This window comes from Streptomyces sp. WAC05374, assembly GCF_004353505.1.
In the GTDB taxonomy this organism is placed as follows: domain Bacteria; phylum Actinomycetota; class Actinomycetes; order Streptomycetales; family Streptomycetaceae; genus Streptomyces.
In genome coordinates, this window is sequence record NZ_SMNQ01000013.1 from 186945 (window position 1) to 206451 (window position 19507).

Here is a 19507-nt window from a genome sequence, read left to right on the forward strand (position 1 = left end):
CCGCGTCCTGCCTCCTGCCGAAAGCGCGTTGGACAACGTTGTCAGGCGAGCTGGGCAAGAACCAGTAGGGAGGTAAGTGGCGTGCGGTGTCAAGGGTGTTGACGGTGCGGCAAGATCCGATTCAGCCGTTTCGCGGAATCGCGTGGCCGGGTAATGCGGACCCGGCGCCGCGGTATTTCCCCCAGGTCTCAACTCGGGAAAGACTGCTGTCGAAAGTTGCTTTCGATCTTGCTCAGATGACGAGAAGTGGACTATACCTGTCGGCCAGCACTGCACGAGAGCACCCAGCACCTGCACGACCCAGCAAATGACCGCGGTGGCGGGGCCCTTCGCCTCAGGCGAGCAGGACGGGCGACCGGTACACCGCCTGAGTCCTGGAGAAGGCGAGGACTTGAGCATGGGATCCACGTCCGCCCGCAACGACGGTGACGGCCTCGGCCGTCGCGACCTCATCAAGCGGTCCGCCGCACTCGGCCTGATCACCGTCCCGGTCATGGGCGGGCTGTCCGCCTGCGCCACCGGCGGTGGCGGCGGCAACGACACGCAGACGAAGGCCCCCGGCGGCGCCAAGTCCGAGAAGAACCCGCTCGGCGTGGCCAAGGGCGCCGCACTGGAGGCGTTCATCTTCAAGGGCGGCCTCGGCGACCAGTACGCCAAGGACGCCGAGGCCGACTACAAGGCCACCTACGGCGCCGACGTCAAGCACACCGGCACCCAGCAGGTCGGGCCCAAGCTCACCCCGCGCTTCGCGGGCGGCAACCCGCCGGACGTCATCGACAACTCCGGCGCCGACCACCTCGACATGAACAAGCTCTCCACCCAGGGCCAGCTCCAGGACCTCGCCGCCCTGCTCGACGCGCCCTCCCTGGACGACCCGGCGAAGAAGGTCCGCGACACGATCCACCCGAGCACCATCGAGAAGGGCAAGCACGGCGACACCTTCGACGTCCTCTATTACGCCTTCACCATCTACGGCACCTGGTACTCGCAGAAACTGCTGGCCGACAAGGGCTGGGCGTACCCCAAGACCCTCTCCGAGATGGTCACCCTCTGCGGGGAGATCAAGAAGGCAGGCATCGCGCCCTGGACCTACGCGGGCAAATTCCCCTACTACGTCCACTTCAACCTGTTCGCCCAGATCGCGAAGATCGGCGGCATGGAGAAGTGGATCGCGATCGACAACCTGGAGCCGAACGCCTGGACCTCCAACGACGCGGTCAAGGAGGTCATCGAGCACTACGAGGAGCTCGCGGCCAAGAAGTACTTCCTCGAAGGCAGCCAGGGCCTGACCCACATCCAGTCCCAGACCGCCTGGAACAAGGGCAAGGCCGTCTTCATCCCCAACGGCTCCTGGGTCGAGAACGAGGCCGCCCCCACCACGCCCGCCGACTTCGGCATGGCCGTCGGCGCCCTCTTCGACGGCACCGGTGACAGGATGCCGCACGGCACCCTGCGTGCCGAGCCGAGCGAGCCGTACATCGTCGCGAGCAAGGGCAAGAACCCGGCCGGCGGCATGGAACTGCTGCGCATCATGCTCTCCAGGAAGCACGCCCAGAACTTCGCCAAGAAGGTGAAGTCCCTGACCTGTGTCATGAACGCCACCGAGGGCATGACCCTCTCGCCCGGTCTCGCCTCCGCCAGCAAGGTCTTCAAGGAGGCGGGGGACAACCTGATCAGCCTTCAGCTCCAGGAGTGGTACCCGGCGCTCACCGACGAGAAGATCGGCGGCCTGACCGGCCAGCTCCTCGCCGGCGAACTGAAGGCGGCCGACTGGATCAAGAAGACCCAGGCGGAGTGCGACAAGGTCGCCAAGGACGACTCCGTCACCAAGTTCACGCGCACGGCATGACCACCTGAATCGCCTGACCTGACAGTTCGACAAACGAGGGGAAGGGCCGGGGAGCACCATGCAACACGGCAAATACCGATTCATCGTGGGCTTCCTGGCCCTGCCTCTGCTCATCTACGGCGTCTTCGTCATCTCGCCGTTCGTCCAGGCCTTCCAGATCTCGATGACCGACTGGTCCGGACTGGTCGGCACGGCGAAATTCGTGGGCCTGGACAATTTCAGCAAGCTGTGGGAAAGCGACGACTTCTGGAACGCGCTGCGCCACAACGTCTACATGCTGGCGCTCGTCCCCGTGGTCACGCTCGCGCTCGGCCTCTTCTTCGCCTTCATGCTCAATGTGGGCGGCCGCCGCCGGAGGAACGAAGTCGTCACCGGCGTCGCCGGCTCCCGGTTCTACAAGTTCGTCTTCTTCTTCCCGCAGGTCATCTCCATCACGATCATCGCCGTCATCTGGTTCAACATCTACAATCCCGACCCCGACGACGGCATGCTCAACTCCCTGCTGGGCGCGGTGGGCCTGGACGGCCTCCAGAACTCCTGGCTGGGGGAGAAGAGCCTCGCCCTGTGGTGCATCAGCGCGGTCATGGTCTGGGGCCACGTCGGTTTCTACGTGGTGCTCTTCTCCGCCGCCATGGCCTCCATTCCCCGGGACATCTACGAGGCGGCACTGCTCGACGGCGCCAGCCGCTTCCACACCTTCTTCCGGATCACCCTCCCGCTGCTGTGGGACACGGTCCAGACCGGCTGGGTGTACATGGGGATCATCGCCCTGGACGCCTTCGCGCTGGTGCAGATCATGTCCGTGAACATGGGCGGCCCGGACGGCGCCACCGACGTCATGCCGCTGCGGCTGTACCTGACGGCGTTCCGGGACAGCCAGTTCGGCTACGCCGCCGCCATGGGCGTCGCGATGCTCATCGTCACCATGACGTTCGCCGTGCTCACGATGCGCTTCGCGCGGCGTGAGCGGATCGAGTACTAGGGGTACGGGGATGACGACCGACGAGATCGAAGCGGTGACCAAGCAGGGGTCCCCGGCACCTGTGAAGGTCACCCGGCGGCTCGGCCCGACGACCGGCCGCACCTCCGAGGGCGGGGTACTCAACGTCTTCTCCCACGGCATCCTGGTCCTGTGGGCGCTGATGGTGGGCGTGCCCCTGCTGTGGGTGCTGTGGAGCGCCTTCAAGGACAGCAACGGCATCCTGACCGACCCGTGGGGCCTGCCGACGGTCCTGCACTGGGAGAACTGGTCCAACGCGTGGAACGACGCGAACATGGGCCAGTACTTCCTGAACACGGCGATCGTGGTGGGCGGCTCCGTCGTCGGCACGATGGTGCTCGGGTCGATGGCCGCCTACGTCCTGGCCCGCTTCACCTTCCCCGGCAACCGGCTCATCTACTACCTGTTCGTCGCCGGGATGTCCTTCCCGGTCTTCATGCTGGTCATTCCGCTGTTCTTCGTGATGCGGGACTTCCCCGGCAGCTCGCTGCTGGCCACGTACCACGGGCTGATCCTGGTCTACATCGCGTACTCGCTGCCGTTCACCGTCTTCTTCATGACGGCGTTCTTCCGTACGCTCCCGACCTCGGTGGCCGAAGCCGCGATGATCGACGGCGCCTCGCACTCCCGGACGTTCTTCCAGGTCATGCTGCCGATGGCCAAGCCGGGCCTGATCAGCATCGGCATCTTCAATTTCCTGGGGCAGTGGAACCAGTACCTGCTGCCGATGGTGCTCAACCAGCAGGAGGACAAGTACGTCCTCACCCAGGGCCTGGCGATGATCGCGCTGCAGCAGGGTTACGAGAACGACTGGGGCGCGCTGATGGCGGGCATGATGATCGCCATGCTGCCGGTGCTCATCGTGTACGCGATCTTCCAGCGGCAGGTGCAGTCGGGACTCACGGCCGGGGCGCTGAAGTAAAGGTCGTCACCCGTACGGCTTACGAAAGGAAACGGCTCGTCGGTGGAGCTTCCGCTCCCGGCGGGCCGTTTCCGTCTGTCGTGGTGGCAAATATCCGATTCATCCGCATCTCGTTCGCTCATCGGAGGCCCACAACGCTCAAGGTCTTGACGGGGACCAACCCAAAAGGCTCAGCTTAGAGTTCACATGTTGGAGAAAACGGCAGGAGTGAGTGAGTCGATGGAGACTCCGGGGTCGCAGACATCTCTGCATCGGGCCAATCTCGAGCGGGTCGTGCGCGCGGTGCGCATGGCCGGTTCGCTCACCCAGGCGGAGATCGCCAGGACCACCGGCCTGTCCGCCGCCACGGTCTCCAACATCGTCCGCGAGCTCAAGGACGGCGGCACCGTCGAGGTGACCCCCACCTCCGCGGGCGGGCGCCGGGCCCGCAGCGTCTCGCTCAGCGGGGACGCCGGCATCGTCATCGGCGTCGACTTCGGCCACACCCACCTGCGCGTCGCCGTCGGCAACCTGGCCCACCAGGTGCTCGCCGAGGAGTCGGAGCCGCTGGACGTGGACGCGTCCTCCGAGGAGGGCTTCGACCGGGCGCAGGCCCTGGTCAAACGGCTGATCACGGCCACCGGGATCGGTCCGGACAAGGTGATCGGCGTGGGGCTCGGCGTGCCGGGCCCCATCGACGTCTCGTCCGGCACCCTCGGCTCCACCTCGATCCTGCCGGGCTGGACCGGCATCAACCCCAGCGAGGAGCTCTCCCGGCGCCTGGGCGTCCCGGTGTACGTGGACAACGACGCCAACCTGGGCGCGCTCGGCGAGCTGGTCTGGGGCGGCGGGCGCGGGGTCAAGGACCTGGCGTACATCAAGGTGGCCAGCGGTGTCGGCGCGGGGCTGGTGATCGACGGGCAGATCTACCGCGGTCCCGGCGGCACCGCCGGCGAGATCGGCCACATCACGCTGGACGAGTCGGGGCCGGTGTGCCGCTGCGGCAACCGCGGCTGCCTGGAGACCTTCACCGCCGCCCGGTACGTGCTGCCGCTGCTCCAGCCCAGCCACGGGGCGGACCTGACCATGGAGCGGGTCGTCCAGCTCGCCCGCGAGGGCGACCCCGGCTGCCGCCGGGTGATCGGTGACGTCGGGCGGCACATCGGCAGCGGTGTGGCCAACCTCTGCAACCTCCTCAACCCCAGCCGTGTCGTGCTGGGCGGCGACCTGGCGGAGGCCGGGGAACTGGTGCTGGGGCCCATCCGCGAGTCGGTGTCGCGGTACGCCATTCCCAGTGCGGCCCGGCAGCTCTCGGTCGCCCCGGGGGCGCTCGGCGGACGTGCGGAGGTGCTGGGCGCGCTCGCGCTCGTGCTGAGTGAAATGGGCGATTCGACCCTGTTGGAGAGCGCCCTGCCGTCGGCTACGCCTGCGTTCACTTAGATAACGGATGGCACCGTTGTCATCTCGTTGTCAATTTACTCCTTGACGACGACGTTGCGGCCGAGTTGACTTCCAGCCACCTCGGCCGCAACGTCGCGGCCTCGTCAGGGAGGCAACCCCACATGAACGCAATGACGCGACGCATCGTCATAGGCACGGCAGCGGTATCCATGGCCGCTTCCCTCGCCGCTTGTGGCAAGGCGGGCGACGGCGACACCGCCGGCGGCAGTGGAGGCGACAGCAAGACCATCGGTCTGCTGCTGCCGGAGAACAAGACGACCCGATACGAGACGTTCGACCGCCCGATCATCGAGGCGAAGATCAAGGCGCTGTGCGGTGACTGCGACGTCAAGTACAACAACGCCGCGCAGGACACCGAGACCCAGAAGAAGCAGTTCGACGCGCTGGTCACGCAGGGCGTCAAGGTGATCATCCTCGACTCGGTCGACTACAAGGCCACCAAGTCCTGGGTGCAGCGGGCCGAGAAGCAGGGCGTGAAGGTCGTGGCGTACGACCGCCTGGCCGAGGGTCCGATCTCCGCGTACGTCAGCTACGACAACGAGAAGATCGGCCGCCTCCAGGGCGAGGGCCTGGTCAAGGCGCTGGGCGCCAAGGCCAAGGACAGCAACGTCGTCATGATCAACGGCTCGCCGACCGACCCGAACGCCCCGCTGTTCAAGAAGGGCGCGCACAGCGTCCTGGACACCGGCGTCAAGAAGGTCGTCTACGAGCAGGACATCCCGGACTGGTCCCCGGACGAGGCCAACAAGAAGATGGGCGCCGCCATCGACTCCCTGGGCAAGAACGGCTTCCAGGGCGTGTACTCCGCCAACGACGGCATGGCCGGCGGCATCATCACCGCGCTGAAGAAGCAGGGCATCAAGGTCCCGGTGGGCGGCCAGGACGCCGAGCTGGCGGGCCTCCAGCGCATCCTGACGGGTGACCAGGCGTTCACGATCTACAAGCAGATCAAGCCGGAGGCCGAGACCACGGCCGAGATCGCGGTCCGCCTGCTGAAGGGCGAGAAGATCGACGACCTCGCCACGACGAAGGTCACCAGCCTCACCGGTGAGTTCAAGGACATCCCGGCCAAGCTGTACGACGCGCAGATCGTGACCAAGGAGAACATCGCCTCCACGATCATCGCGGACAAGGTCTACAAGGCCGCGGACATCTGCACCGCCGAGTACCAGGCGGCCTGCGCGGCGGCCGGCATCAAGTAGCCCGGCCCCTCCCGGACCGGTCCGGCGCCCGCCCCTCCACGCCCCGCAAGCGCGGGCGGGCGCCGGACTCACCTCCCCGGGACGGCAGCCCCGGCCACGACCGGCCACCGGGCCACCGGCGGCGGCCCCACCGGCCCCACCGCCGTGACCGGCCACGTGCCACCCGGCCACGGCCACCGGCCAACCAGCCGGCGCCACCGGCCGCCCGCCCCGGCCACCCGCCCCCGGCCCCCGCCGGCGGGCCGACATCCGCCCGCCGCCACCCGCCGGCGGGTACCGCACACCACCCCTGTGCTTCACGTACCACCATCCCCGCCGGACAGGCGGCGAAGGAGATGATTCACGTGTTCGCTACGCCAGTGCTGGCGTTGCGCGGAGTCTCCAAGCGGTTCGGCGCCGTCCAGGCGCTCACCGACGTAGACCTGGAGATCCATGCCGGTGAGGTCGTCGCCCTGGTCGGCGACAACGGCGCCGGCAAGTCGACGCTCGTCAAGACCATCTCGGGTGTCCACCCGATCGACGACGGCACCATCGAGTGGGAGGGCAACGCGGTCAGGATCAGCCGGCCGAACGACGCCCAGGAGCTCGGGGTCGCCACCGTGTACCAGGACCTCGCCCTGTGCGACAACCTCGACGTCGTCGCCAACCTCTTCCTCGGCAGCGAGCTGAAGAGCCTCTCCGTCCTGGACGAGATCGCCATGGAGAAGCGCGCCAAGGAGCTGCTGGACACGCTGTCCATCCGCATCCCCAGCGTCCGCATCCCCGTCGCCTCCCTGTCCGGAGGCCAGCGCCAGGTCGTGGCCATCGCCCGCGCCCTGATCGGCGACCCCAAGATCGTCATCCTCGACGAGCCGACCGCCGCCCTCGGCGTCGAGCAGACCGCCCAGGTCCTCGACCTGGTCGAGCGGCTGCGCGAGCGCGGCCACGGAGTCATCCTCATCAGCCACAACATGGCCGACGTCCGCGCCGTCGCGGACAAGGTCGCCGTCCTGCGCCTGGGCCGCAACAACGGTGTCTTCGACGTCAAGGACACCACGCACGAAACGATCATCGCCGCGATCACCGGTGCCACGGACAACGCCGTGACCCGCCGGCAGGCGCGTACGGCCACGAAGGAGGACGCGAAGTGAGCGACCTCACCAAGACCCCCGCAGCCCCCGAGGAATCGGCGGCCCCCGTCCCCGCTGTCGACCCGCGGCTCCTCGTACGCGAGGAGGGCCTCAAGGGCTACTGGACCGAGTTCAAGCGCAAGGTGCGCGGCGGTGAGCTCGGCTCCCTGCCGGTGTTCATCGGGCTGATCGTCATCGCGATCGTCTTCCAGTCGCAGAACAGCAACTTCCTCTCCGCCAGCTCCGTCGCCAACATCGCCGTCTACACCTCCGGCCTCGGCATCATGGCGGTCGGCATCGTCTTCGTCCTGATCCTCGGCGAGATCGACCTCTCGGTCGGCTCCGTCGCGGGCGTCGGCGCCGCCGTGTGGGCCGTGCTCAATGTGAGCAACGGCATGAACGACTGGCTCGCCGTCGCGATCGCCGTCCTCTCCGGCCTCGCGCTCGGCCTGCTGCACGGCTTCTTCTTCGCCAAGATCGGCGTCCCGGCGTTCGTCGTCACCCTCGCCGGCTTCCTCGGCTGGAGCGGCCTCCAGATCTGGCTCATGGGCAAGGAAGGCTCCATCAACGCCCCCACCGGCAGCGTCGTGGAGCACCTGACCGGCTACTACTTCGAGGACAAGGCCGCCGCCTACGGCCTCGCCCTGGTGGCCGTCCTCGCCTACGCCGCGTCCCTGCTGCTGGACAGCAAGCGCCGCAAGGCCGCCGCCCTGCCGGCCCGCCCCACCAGCGAGATCGTGCTGCGCGCCGGCTTCGTCGCCGTCCTGTGCTTCGCCGTGGCGTACGTCCTGAACGAGCCCGCCGGCGCCCGCGGCCTGCCGCTGGCCCTGGTGCTCTTCCTCGCCGTCCTGGTCGTGGCCGACTTCGCCGCCCGCCGCACCACCTTCGGCCGCCAGGTCTTCGCGGTCGGCGGCAACGCCGAGGCGGCCCGCCGCGCCGGCATCAACGTCGACCGGGTCCGCATCCTGGTCTTCGGTCTCTCCGGCCTGCTCGCCGCCTTCGGCGGCCTCTTCGTGGCCAGCCTCTCCGGCGGTGCCACCAAGAGCCTGGGCGGCGGCAACACGCTGATGCTCGTCATCGCGGCGGCCGTCATCGGCGGCACCAGCCTCTTCGGCGGCCGCGGCAAGGTCTGGTCCGCGCTTCTGGGCATGATCGTGATCCAGTCGATCCAGCAGGGCCTGAACATGCTCGGCATGGCGTCCGAGATCCAGTACATGATCACGGGCGCGGTGCTCCTGGCCGCCGTCGTGATCGACTCGGTCTCCCGCCGTACGCAGAAGACCGCAGGTCGCGCGTAACGCCGCGGAGGGTGTGACCACCCCCATGCCCGGCGCCGACAACCGGCGCCGGGCATTGCTGCGTCTGAGCCAATGGCTGACGCGTTACGCACCGCCCGATGACCACCGTCGGAGGCGGAACATTAGACTCGACAAAATCGGCAGCTCGACCAGCTCAACACGCAAGGAGGCACGGGTGGCTCTGCTGACCCGTATCACGGGCCCGCGCGATCTCGACCGGCTCTCCCCGGAGGAGCTGGACCAGCTTGCTGCGGAGATCCGGTCCTTCCTGGTGGACGCCGTCTCCAAGACCGGCGGTCACCTCGGCCCCAACCTCGGCGTGGTCGAGCTGACCATCGCCCTGCACCGCGTCTTCGAGTCCCCCAAGGACAAGATCCTCTGGGACACCGGACACCAGTCCTACGTCCACAAGCTGCTCACCGGCCGCCAGGACTTCTCCAAGCTGAAGATGAAGGGCGGCCTGTCCGGCTACCCCGCGCGGGCCGAGTCCGAGCACGACGTCATCGAGAACAGCCACGCCTCCACGGTCCTCGGCTGGGCCGACGGCCTGGCCAAGGCCAACGAGGTCCTGGAGCGCAGCGACCACGTCGTCGCCGTCATCGGTGACGGCGCCCTCACCGGCGGCATGGCCTGGGAGGCGCTGAACAACATCGCCGAGGCCAAGGACCGCCCGCTCGTCATCGTGGTCAACGACAACGAGCGCTCCTACGCCCCGACCATCGGCGGCCTGGCCAACCACCTCGCCACGCTGCGCACCACCGACGGCTACGAGCGCTTCCTCGCCCGTACGAAGGAGATCCTCGACCGCACCCCGGTCGTCGGCAAGCCGCTGTACGAGACCCTGCACGGCGCCAAGAAGGGCCTGAAGGACTTCATCGCCCCGCAGGGCATGTTCGAGGACCTGGGCCTGAAGTACGTCGGCCCCATCGACGGCCACGACATCGAGGCGCTCGAGTCCGCGCTGACCCGCGCCAAGCGGTTCGGCGGCCCGGTCATCGTGCACTGCCTCACCGAGAAGGGCCGCGGCTACCAGCCCGCCCTCGCGGACGAGGCCGACCGCTTCCACGCCGTCGGCAAGATCCACCCGGACACCGGCCTGCCGATCTCCTCCTCCGGCGCCGACTGGACCGGCGTCTTCGCCGACGAGATGGTCAAGCTCGGGCATGAGCGCGAGGACATCGTCGCGATCACCGCGGCCATGCTCCAGCCGGTCGGCCTCGACAAGTTCGCCAAGGCCTTCCCGGACCGCGTGTACGACGTCGGCATCGCCGAGCAGCACGGCGCCGTCTCCGCGGCGGGCCTCGCCACCGGCGGGCTCCACCCGGTCTTCGCCGTCTACGCCACCTTCCTCAACCGCGCCTTCGACCAGGTCCTCATGGACGTCGCGCTGCACAAGTGCGGGGTGACCTTCGTCCTCGACCGGGCGGGCATCACCGGCACCGACGGCGCCTCGCACAACGGCATGTGGGACATGTCGATCCTCCAGGTCGTCCCCGGCCTGCGGATCGCCGCCCCGCGCGACGCCGACCAGGTGCGCGCGCAGCTCCGTGAGGCCGTCGAGATCGACGACGCGCCGACCGTCGTGCGCTACTCCAAGGGCGCCGTCGGCCCCGCCGTCGAGGCGGTCGGCCGCGTCGGCGGCATGGACGTGCTGCGGGAGGCCGGCACCGACCGGCCCGACGTACTGCTGGTCTCCGTCGGCGCGCTCGCGCCCATGTGCCTGGAGATCGCCGGCCTGCTCGACCGGCAGGGCATCTCCACCACCGTCGTCGACCCGCGCTGGGTCAAGCCGGTCGACGAGGCCCTGGCGCCGCTCGCCGAGCGCCACCGGGTCGTCGTGACCGTCGAGGACAACGGCCGCGTCGGCGGTGTCGGCTGCGCGGTCGCCCAGGCGCTGCGCGACGCCGGGGTCGACGTACCGCTGCGCGACTTCGGCATCCCGCCGCGCTTCCTGGACCACGCCTCCCGCAAGGAGGTCATGGCCGAGATCGGGCTCACCGCGCCCGACATCGCCCGCCAGGTCACCGGGCTGGTCTCCAGGCTCGACGGCAAGTACGAGGACGCGGAGATTCAGGCCGCACGCGACTGACGCGCCAGGAGTGACGCCGCGCCCGGAACCGGGCGACCGGCGTCGCCCGTGGCCCGTGCCATCGGTGGCCGCATAGGGCCGGTCGGAGTACCCCAGGGGTTTCCGGCCGGTCCTTTCGTGTGAAAGGGCCTCTCAGGACGGGCGCGGTCCCGCACCCCTCTCGATCATGGGCGGTAGAGGCCGATGGCTACGGAGGTACGCCGGTGAGTATGGGCCAGCAGTCACGCGACACCGGGATGTTCCGGACGAAAACGGTCGAGCAGTCGATCCAGGACACCGAGGAGCCCGAGCACGCACTGAAGAAGTCCCTGTCCGCATGGGACCTGACGGTCTTCGGTGTCGGTGTCATCATCGGCACGGGCATCTTCGTCCTGACCGGAAAGGTGGCCAAGGAGAACGCCGGGCCCGCGACCGCGCTCGCGTTCGTCGCCGCCGGCATCGTCTGCGCCCTGGCCGCACTCTGCTACGCCGAGTTCGCCTCCACCGTCCCGGTCGCCGGATCGGCGTACACCTTCGCGTACGCCTCCCTCGGTGAGCTCCCGGCGTGGATCATCGGCTGGGACCTCGTGCTGGAGTTCGCGCTCGGCACCGCGGTCGTCGCCGTCGGCTGGTCGGGGTACGTCCGCTCGCTGATGGACAACATCGACTGGCACCTACCCGCCTGGCTGCAAGGGCCGGACGTGGAGGGCGGCACCTTCGACCTGCTGGCCTTCCTGCTCGTCCTCGTGCTCACCGCGGTGCTCGTGATCGGCATGAAGCTCTCCGCCCGGATCACCGCGCTCGTGGTCGCCATCAAGGTCACCGTCGTGATGATCGTGATCATCGCGGGCCTGTTCTTCATCGTCGGCGACAACTACTCCCCGTTCATCCCCGAGAAGGTCACCCCCGAGGCCTCCTCCGGCTGGGACGCCGCGCTGGTCTCGACGATCTTCGGCTACGAGCCGACGAACTTCGGCGTCATGGGCATCTTCACCGCCGCGTCCGTCGTCTTCTTCGCCTTCATCGGCTTCGACGTGGTGGCCACCGCCGCCGAGGAGACCAAGCTGCCGCAGCGGGACATGCCGCGCGGCATCCTCGGCTCGCTCCTCATCTGCACCATCCTGTACGTGGCGGTCGCGCTGGTCGTGACCGGCATGCAGCACTACTCCGAACTGTCGACCAGCGCCCCGCTCGCCGACGCGTTCAAATCCGTCGGGCACCCCTTCTACGCCGGTGTGATCAGCTTCGGTGCCTCGGTGGGCCTGACGACCGTGTGCCTCATCCTGCTCCTCGGCCAGACCCGGGTGTTCTTCGCGATGAGCCGCGACGGGCTGCTGCCGCGCTTCTTCTCCGTCACGCACCCGAAGTTCCGCACCCCGTACCGCCCGACCATCCTGCTCGGCGTGATCATCGCCTTCGTCTCCGGCTTCACCAGCATCGACGAACTGGCGACCCTGGTGAACATCGGCACCCTCTTCGCCTTCGTGGTCGTCGCCATCGGCGTGATCATCCTGCGGCGCACCCGCCCCGACCTGCACCGCGCGTTCCGCACCCCCTGGGTGCCGGTCGTCCCGATCCTGTCGGTGGCCGCCTCGCTGTGGCTGATGCTCAACCTGCCGAACGAGACCTGGTTCCGCTTCGCCGTGTGGATGGCCATCGGCATCGTCGTGTACTTCCTGTACGGGCGCTCCCACAGCCGCCTGGGCGGACACCAGTACCCGATGGGCCGGAGGGCCCCGTAACCCTCGCGCTACCAGAGCGCAGGCCGCCCCGTTCGCCGTTTGGGCCGTTCGGGGCGGCCGCTCGTAGAATCGCCGGATGACTTCCCCCGGCGACGACCACCCGGACCACCAGGACCACGACCGCGCGGACCACGCGACCGACGACGCCCTGCGGGTGCTGGGCAGGGTCTTCGGCTACGACTCCTTCCGGGGCAGCCAGCGGGAGATCATCGACCATGTGGTGGGCGGCGGTGACGCCCTGGTCCTGATGCCCACCGGTGGCGGCAAGTCGCTCTGCTACCAGATCCCCGCGCTGGTCCGCCCGGGCGTCGGGGTCGTCATCTCCCCGCTCATCGCCCTCATGCAGGACCAGGTCGACGCCCTGCGGGCCCTCGGCGTACGTGCCGGGTTCCTCAACTCCACCCAGGACATGGACGAGCGGCGGCTGGTGGAGGCCGAGTTCGCCGCCGGCGAGCTGGACCTGCTGTACCTGGCCCCGGAACGGCTGCGCGTCGAGTCGACGCTCCAGCTCCTGCGGCGCGGCACCATCGCGCTGTTCGCCATCGACGAGGCGCACTGCGTCGCCCAGTGGGGCCACGACTTCCGCCCCGACTACCTCCAGCTCTCCGCCCTCCACGAGCAGTGGCCGGACGTGCCCCGGATCGCCCTCACCGCGACCGCCACCCGGGCCACCCACGCGGAGATCGCCACCCGGCTGAAGCTCACCGACGCCCGGCACTTCGTGGCGAGCTTCGACCGCCCCAACATCCAGTACCGCATCGCGCCCAAGAACGAGCCCAAGCGGCAGCTCCTGGAGCTGATCCGCGGCGAGCACGCCGGCGACGCCGGCATCGTGTACTGCCTGTCGCGGGCCTCGGTCGAGAAGACGGCGGCCTTCCTGGTGGAGAACGGCATCGACGCCGTCCCGTACCACGCGGGCCTCGACGCCCGCACCCGCGCCGAGAACCAGGCCCGGTTCCTGCGCGAGGACGGGCTGGTCGTGGTCGCGACGATCGCCTTCGGCATGGGCATCGACAAGCCCGACGTCCGCTTCGTCGCCCACCTCGACCTGCCGAAGTCGGTGGAGGGCTACTACCAGGAGACCGGCCGCGCCGGGCGCGACGGCCTGCCCTCCACGGCCTGGCTGGCGTACGGGCTCCAGGACGTCGTCCAGCAGCGCAAGATGATCGACGGCTCCGAGGGCGACGCCGAGCACCGCCGCCGGCTCGCCGCGCACCTCGACGCCATGCTCGCGCTGTGCGAGACGGTCGAGTGCCGCCGGGTGCGGCTGCTGGCGTACTTCGGCCAGGAGTCGGAGGCGTGCGGGAACTGCGACACCTGCCTGTCGCCGCCGAAGTCGTGGGACGGCACCATCGCCGCCCAGAAGCTGCTGTCGACCGTCGTAAGGCTCAAGCGGGAGCGCAATCAGAAGTTCGGCGCCGGACAGATCATCGACATCCTGCTCGGCCGCAGGACGGCCAAGGTCATCCAGTTCGACCACGACGCCCTCAGCGTCTTCGGCATCGGCACCGAGCTGAACGAGTCGCAGTGGCGCGGCGTCGTGCGCCAGCTCCTCGCGCAGGGCCTCCTCGCAGTCGAGGGCGACTACGGCACGCTCGTGCTGACCGACACCTCCGCCGACGTCCTCGGCGGCCGCCGCGAGGTGCTGCTCCGCAGCGAACCGGAACGCCCCGCGCGCGCGGCCAAGGCGGCCAAGCGCGCCCCGGTCGCCGACCTCCCCGAGGAGGCGCTCCCCGTCTTCGAACGGCTCCGTGCCTGGCGCGCGGCGACCGCGAAGGAGCAGGGCGTCCCCGCGTACGTCATCTTCCACGACGCCACCCTGCGCCAGATCGCCGGCGCCCCGCCCACCACCCTCGCGGAACTGGGCGGTGTCAGCGGCGTGGGCGAGAACAAGCTGGCCAAGTACGGCGAGCAGATCCTCGCCGCGCTCGCCGGAGACGACGCCTGAGCCGAGTCCCGTACGGGCCCGTGAAACGGCGGACGGGCCGCGGGGGAAGCCCCCACGGCCCGTCCGACGCTCGTCCGGCGCGTTACGCCGGGACGCTCGCCACGCCCTGCTCCAGGAAACGCTTGCCGTTCACGCGCTCCGAGACGCCCTCGCGGTCCAGGTACGGCGTGATGCCGCCCAGGTGGAAGGGCCAGCCGGCGCCCGTGATGAGGCACAGGTCGATGTCCTGGGCCTCGGCGACGACGCCCTCGTCCAGCATCAGGCCGATCTCCTGCGCCACCGCGTCCAGGACGCGGTCCCGCACCTGCTGCTCGGTCAGGACGGTGTCGCCCTGCTTCAGCAGCGCCGCGACCTCGGGGTCCAGCTCGGGCTTGCCCGAGTCGTAGACGTAGAAGCCGCGCTTGCCCGCCTCGACGACCGCCTTGAGGTTCGGGGAGACCGTGAAGCGCTCCGGGAAGGCCCGGTTGAGGGTCTCCGAGACGTGCAGGCCGATGGCCGGGCCGACCAGCTCCAGCAGCACCAGGGGCGACATCGGCAGACCCAGCGGCTCGATGGCCTTCTCGGCCGTCTCGACCGGGGTGCCCTCGTCGATGACGTTCTGGATCTCGCCCATGAAGCGGGTGAGGATGCGGTTCACGACGAACGCCGGGGCGTCCTTCGTGAGCACGGCCGTCTTCTTCAGCTTCTTCGCGACACCGAACGCGGTCGCCAGCGACGCGTCGTCGGTCTTCTCACCGCGGACGATCTCCAGCAGCGGCAGGATCGCGACCGGGTTGAAGAAGTGGAAGCCGACCACGCGCTCCGGGTGCTGGAGCTTGGAGGCCATCTCCGACACCGACAGCGAGGAGGTGTTGGTGGCGAGGATCGCGTGCGCCGGGGCGACCGCCTCGACCTCCGCGAACACCTTCTGCTTGACCGACATCTCCTCGAACACGGCCTCGATGATGAAGTCCGCGTCCGCGAAGCCCTCGGCCTTGTCCAGGACACCGGAGACCAGGCCCTTGAGGCGGTTGGCCTTGTCCTGGTTGATGCGGCCCTTGCCGAGCAGCTTGTCGATCTCGCCCTGGACGTAGCCCACGCCCTTGTCGACGCGCTCCTGGTCGATGTCCGTCAGGACGACCGGGACCTCGAGGCGGCGCAGGAACAGCAGCGCGAGCTGCGAGGCCATCAGACCGGCGCCGACGACACCGACCTTGGTGACCGGGCGGGCCAGGCTCTTGTCCGGCGCGCCGGCCGGGCGCTTGGCGCGCTTCTGGACCAGGTTGAAGGCGTAGATGCCGGAGCGCAGCTCGCCGCCCATGATGAGGTCGGCGAGCGCCGTGTCCTCGGCGTCGAAGCCCTTCTGGAGGTCGCCGTCCTTGGCCGCCTCGATGATGTCCAGGGCGCGGTACGCGGCCGGGGCCGCACCGTGCACCTTGGAGTCGGCGATGAACCGGCCACGGGCCACGGCCGCGTCCCAGCCCTCGCCGCGGTCGACGTCGGCGCGCTCGACCACGATCTCGCCCTTGAGGACGGAGGCCGTCCACAGCAGCGACTGCTCCAGGAAGTCCGCGCCCTCGAAGATCGCGTCCGCGATCCCGAGCTCGTAGACCTGAGCGCCCTTGAGCTGCTTGTTCTGGTTGAGCGAGTTCTCGATGATGACCGAGACCGCGCGGTCGGCGCCGATCAGGTTCGGCAGGATGGTGCAGCCGCCCCAGCCGGGGACCAGACCGAGGAAGACCTCGGGCAGCGAGAAGGCCGGCAGGGCCGCCGACACGGTGCGGTAGGTGCAGTGCAGGCCGACCTCGACGCCGCCGCCCATCGCCGCGCCGTTGTAGTACGCGAAGGTCGGCACGCCCAGCGACGACAGCCGCTTGAAGACGTCGTGGCCGCCCTTGCCGATGGCGAGCGCGTCCTCGTGGCGCTTCAGCAGCTCGACGCCCTTGAGGTCGGCGCCGACGGCGAAGATGAACGGCTTGCCGGTGATGCCGACGCCGACGATCGTGCCCTCGGCCGCCTCCTTCTCGACCTGGTCGATGGCGGTGTTGAGGTTCGCCAGGGACTGCGGCCCGAAGGTGGTCGGCTTGGTGTGGTCGAAGCCGTTGTCCAGCGTGATCAGCGCGAACCGGCCCGCCCCGAAGGGGAGGTCGAAGTGCCGTACGTGGGCGCTGGTGACGACCTCGTCCGGGAACAGCTCGGCCGCACCCTTCAGAAGCTCAGCGGTGGTGCTCACTTGCCCTCCCAGTGGGGGTTTTCCCAGATGACCGTGGCGCCCATGCCGAAGCCGACGCACATGGTGGTGAGGCCGTAACGGACCTCCGGCTGCTCCTCGAACTGGCGGGCGAGCTGCGTCATCAGACGGACGCCGGAGGAGGCCAGCGGGTGGCCGAAGGCGATGGCGCCGCCGTACTGGTTGACGCGCGCGTCGTCGTCGGCGATGCCGTAGTGGTCGAGGAAGGCCAGCACCTGGACGGCGAAGGCCTCGTTGATCTCGAAGAGGTTGATGTCCTCGATCGACAGGCCGGCCTTGGCCAGGGCCTTCTCGGTCGCGGGGATCGGGCCGTAGCCCATGACCTCCGGCTCGACGCCCGCGAAGGCGTACGAGACGAGGCGCATCTTCACCGGGAGGCCGTTCTCGCGGGCGAAGTCCTCGGAGGCGATGATCGACGCGGTGGCGCCGTCGTTGAGGCCCGCGGCGTTGCCGGCGGTGACGTTGCCGTGGACGCGGAACGGCGTCTTCAGGTTCGCCAGCGACTCCAGGGTGGTGCCCGGGCGCATCGGCTCGTCGGCGGTGACCAGGCCCCAGCCCGTCTCGCCCGCCTCGGCGTTGGTGCGGCGCACCGAGATCGGCACCAGGTCGGCCTGGATCTTGCCGTTGGCGTACGCCTTGGCGGCCTTCTCCTGGGAGCGCACGGCGTACTCGTCGGCGCGCTGCTTGGTGATGTGCGGGTAGCGGTCGTGCAGGTTCTCGGCGGTCATGCCCATGAAGAGGGCGGACTCGTCGACCAGCTTCTCGCTGACGAAGCGCGGGTTCGGGTCGACGCCCTCACCCATGGGGTGGCGGCCCATGTGCTCGACACCGCCGGCGATGACGGCGTCGTACGCGCCGAAGGCGATCGAACCGGCGACGCTCGTGACGGCCGTGAGGGCGCCCGCGCACATGCGGTCGATGGAGTAGCCGGGCACCGACTGCGGCAGGCCCGCGAGGATGCCGGCGGTGCGGCCGATGGTCAGGCCCTGGTCGCCGATCTGCGTGGTCGCGGCGATGGCGACCTCGTCGATCTTCGCCGGGTCCAGGCCGGGGTTGCGGCGCAGCAGCTCCCGGATGGCCTTCACGACGAGATCGTCGGCGCGGGTCTCGTGGTAGATGCCCTTCGGGCCCGCCTTGCCGAACGGGGTGCGGACGCCGTCGACGAAGACGACGTCCCTGACGGTACGAGGCACGATGGCTCTCCTCCAGGGTGCGGGGTGGCACTGCTGCGGGCACACGCCTAAGCGCGCGCTTGCACGGCCCATGCTACTTGCGGGTAACCAGGCTGCACAGTCCCCCCGCCCGGAGCGGTGAAGGTCACACCGCCGGACGCGGTGCTGTGGCGGCGGCGAGCCGGTGCGCGGAGCCTGGCCTGGCCGGGGCGTGGCGTCCCGGACCGGGCCGACAGAACGGACTGCCCATGGCGATCGTGACCACCGACCACGGTGTTCCCCACACGTCCACCGTCCCCGCCAACAAGGACGAGATGGTCGAGCTCTTCGTGCGGGAGGTGAGGGACCCGGCGGCGGGCGGTGGCGGGCCGCGCAAGCCCGTCCTCATGCTGCACGGCCGGAGCGTCCCGGTGCTCGCCGGGTTCGACCTCCGGCACGCCTCGTACAGTTGGGCCGAGCACCTGGCCAGGTCCGGCTACGACGTGTTCATGATGGACCTCCAGGGCTCCGGACTGTCGCCGCGTCCCACGATGAACGATCCGTGCAACGTCAATCCCGCGCAACAGAACCTCCTGACACCGCGACCGCCCGGATTCACCCCGTGCACACCGAGGTACCCGTTCCAGCTCACCAACTCGTACAGCGACCGGGACGAGCTGCACACCGTCGTGGACTTCATCCGCAAGGAGTGCGACGTCGAGAAGGTCGCCTTCATCGGCTGGTCCGCCGCCGCGTTCACGATGGGGCCGTACGCGGTGAAGAACCCGGACCGGGTGGAGAGCCTGTTCCTGCTGGCGCCGATCTTCCCGCCCAAGGGAACGTCGAACCCTCCGAGCCGGCTCCCGCGACCCGGCTTCCCGACCTTCCTCGGCACGAAGAACGGCACCTGGAACGGCTGGGGCAGCGAGGTTCACTGCGAGGGCCAGCGCGAGGACGAGATGAAGGACGTCGTCTGGGAAGCGATCATGCAGAGCGACCCGGTCGGCAGCACCTGGGGGCCGCCGGAGGGCCTCAACCGGATCAGGAACTTCGTCCGGTGGGGCTGGAACGAGACCACGGCGGCCCAGGGCGGCGTCCTCGGCGGCAGCGTGCCGGTCCTCATCGTGTACGGCGAGTACGACCGGCAGGTGAACACCTCGCCCCCGAACCCCGACCCCGAGCTCAACTTCTCCGTCCCGGCCCTCTACGAGGCCGTCGCGGGGCCCCACAAGCTCATGGTCAAGCTCGCCTGCGCCGGGCACTCGGTGGTCTGGGAGATGCAGCACAGGAACGTGCACAACCTCTCCAAGCACTGGCTCAAGCACCTGAAGGTCGACGGCAAGACGCAGGGCGTCTTCGACATGAACACCGACGGCGACCTCAGCCCGGCCCCCTAGAAACGCCGAAGCCCCCGGCCGCGATCGGACGCTGTTGGTTAATCCGGGGCCTGCGTGACGACGGCCTGTATGACCCGTTGGGGTTGTGCAGGCCGTCGTCGTGCTTCAGGGGTGGGTTCGTGTCGTTGCATGGGGTGGAGTTGGCGGAGAT

At 69.1% G+C, this 19507-nt stretch carries 13 protein-coding genes; 11 read left to right on the forward strand and 2 right to left on the reverse strand.

All coding sequences use genetic code 11. The features are described 5' to 3' along the window. The first annotated feature begins 397 nt into the window (after positions 1-397). From ngcE to recQ, 10 genes are all read left to right on the forward strand, one after another. Positions 398-1849, forward strand: coding sequence for an N-acetylglucosamine/diacetylchitobiose ABC transporter substrate-binding protein (gene ngcE / locus E2B92_RS23475; protein WP_126885716.1), 1452 nt, complete (start codon positions 398-400; stop codon positions 1847-1849). Positions 1850-1907: 58 nt separating this feature from the next. After that, a complete protein-coding gene (locus E2B92_RS23480) occupies positions 1908-2831 on the forward strand; it encodes a carbohydrate ABC transporter permease (RefSeq protein ID WP_126885717.1) in 924 nt (307 codons plus the stop codon). A gap of 10 nt (positions 2832-2841) precedes the next feature. Beyond that, positions 2842-3771 (forward strand): carbohydrate ABC transporter permease, encoded by a 930-nt coding sequence (locus E2B92_RS23485; protein ID WP_235023944.1) that lies wholly within the window; start codon positions 2842-2844, stop codon positions 3769-3771. A gap of 219 nt (positions 3772-3990) precedes the next feature. Further along, positions 3991-5190 carry an ROK family transcriptional regulator gene (locus tag E2B92_RS23490; RefSeq protein ID WP_126885720.1) on the forward strand — a complete coding sequence of 400 codons (1200 nt, stop codon included), beginning with the start codon at positions 3991-3993 and terminating at the stop codon, positions 5188-5190. A 122-nt stretch (positions 5191-5312) separates the two neighbouring features. Beyond that, complete coding sequence (locus E2B92_RS23495) at positions 5313-6413, forward strand: substrate-binding domain-containing protein (RefSeq protein ID WP_382667351.1); 1101 nt, start codon at positions 5313-5315, stop codon at positions 6411-6413. A 335-nt stretch (positions 6414-6748) separates the two neighbouring features. Further along, the gene (locus tag E2B92_RS23500) at positions 6749-7543 is read left to right on the forward strand and encodes an ATP-binding cassette domain-containing protein (RefSeq protein WP_126888306.1); all 795 of its coding nucleotides are present in this window, start codon (positions 6749-6751) and stop codon (positions 7541-7543) included. Continuing rightward, complete coding sequence (locus E2B92_RS23505) at positions 7540-8820, forward strand: sugar ABC transporter permease (protein ID WP_126888305.1); 1281 nt, start codon at positions 7540-7542, stop codon at positions 8818-8820. Before E2B92_RS23500 ends, E2B92_RS23505 begins: the two co-directional genes overlap by 4 nt. A gap of 175 nt (positions 8821-8995) precedes the next feature. Beyond that, positions 8996-10909 (forward strand): 1-deoxy-D-xylulose-5-phosphate synthase, encoded by a 1914-nt coding sequence (gene dxs, locus E2B92_RS23510; RefSeq protein WP_126888304.1) that lies wholly within the window; start codon positions 8996-8998, stop codon positions 10907-10909. Positions 10910-11118: 209 nt separating this feature from the next. After that, the gene (locus E2B92_RS23515) at positions 11119-12630 is read left to right on the forward strand and encodes an amino acid permease (protein ID WP_126888303.1); all 1512 of its coding nucleotides are present in this window, start codon (positions 11119-11121) and stop codon (positions 12628-12630) included. A 76-nt stretch (positions 12631-12706) separates the two neighbouring features. Beyond that, positions 12707-14578 carry a DNA helicase RecQ gene (recQ, locus tag E2B92_RS23520; RefSeq protein WP_126888302.1) on the forward strand — a complete coding sequence of 624 codons (1872 nt, stop codon included), beginning with the start codon at positions 12707-12709 and terminating at the stop codon, positions 14576-14578. Between the two features lie 82 nt (positions 14579-14660). Here recQ and E2B92_RS23525 read toward each other — a convergent pair whose 3' ends face one another. Both E2B92_RS23525 and E2B92_RS23530 read right to left on the reverse strand, forming a co-directional pair. Next, complete coding sequence (locus E2B92_RS23525) at positions 14661-16790, reverse strand: 3-hydroxyacyl-CoA dehydrogenase NAD-binding domain-containing protein (RefSeq protein ID WP_126888301.1); 2130 nt, start codon at positions 16788-16790, stop codon at positions 14661-14663. Further along, positions 16787-18001: a thiolase family protein gene (locus tag E2B92_RS23530; protein WP_126888300.1), complete on the reverse strand. Its 1215-nt coding sequence runs from the start codon at positions 17999-18001 to the stop codon at positions 16787-16789. The genes E2B92_RS23525 and E2B92_RS23530 overlap by 4 nt, the downstream gene beginning before the upstream one ends. A 227-nt stretch (positions 18002-18228) precedes the next feature. Between E2B92_RS23530 and E2B92_RS23535 the strand changes: the two genes are divergently transcribed. Then, positions 18229-19356 (forward strand): alpha/beta fold hydrolase, encoded by a 1128-nt coding sequence (locus E2B92_RS23535; RefSeq protein WP_185923723.1) that lies wholly within the window; start codon positions 18229-18231, stop codon positions 19354-19356. Positions 19357-19507 lie beyond the last annotated feature (151 nt).

Excerpts from the sequence above, each read along its gene's own strand:
- E2B92_RS23495 (WP_382667351.1), top strand. The coding sequence starts at position 5,313 with ATGAACGCAATGACGCGACGCATCGTCATAGGCACGGCAGCGGTATCC.
- recQ (WP_126888302.1), top strand. The coding sequence starts at position 12,707 with ATGACTTCCCCCGGCGACGACCACCCGGACCACCAGGACCACGACCGC.
- E2B92_RS23515 (WP_126888303.1), top strand. The coding sequence starts at position 11,119 with ATGGGCCAGCAGTCACGCGACACCGGGATGTTCCGGACGAAAACGGTC.
- E2B92_RS23535 (WP_185923723.1), top strand. The coding sequence starts at position 18,229 with ATGGCGATCGTGACCACCGACCACGGTGTTCCCCACACGTCCACCGTC.
- ngcE (WP_126885716.1), top strand. The coding sequence starts at position 398 with ATGGGATCCACGTCCGCCCGCAACGACGGTGACGGCCTCGGCCGTCGC.
- E2B92_RS23485 (WP_235023944.1), top strand. The coding sequence starts at position 2,842 with ATGACGACCGACGAGATCGAAGCGGTGACCAAGCAGGGGTCCCCGGCA.
- E2B92_RS23480 (WP_126885717.1), top strand. The coding sequence starts at position 1,908 with ATGCAACACGGCAAATACCGATTCATCGTGGGCTTCCTGGCCCTGCCT.
- E2B92_RS23500 (WP_126888306.1), top strand. The coding sequence starts at position 6,749 with ATGATTCACGTGTTCGCTACGCCAGTGCTGGCGTTGCGCGGAGTCTCC.
- E2B92_RS23490 (WP_126885720.1), top strand. The coding sequence starts at position 3,991 with ATGGAGACTCCGGGGTCGCAGACATCTCTGCATCGGGCCAATCTCGAG.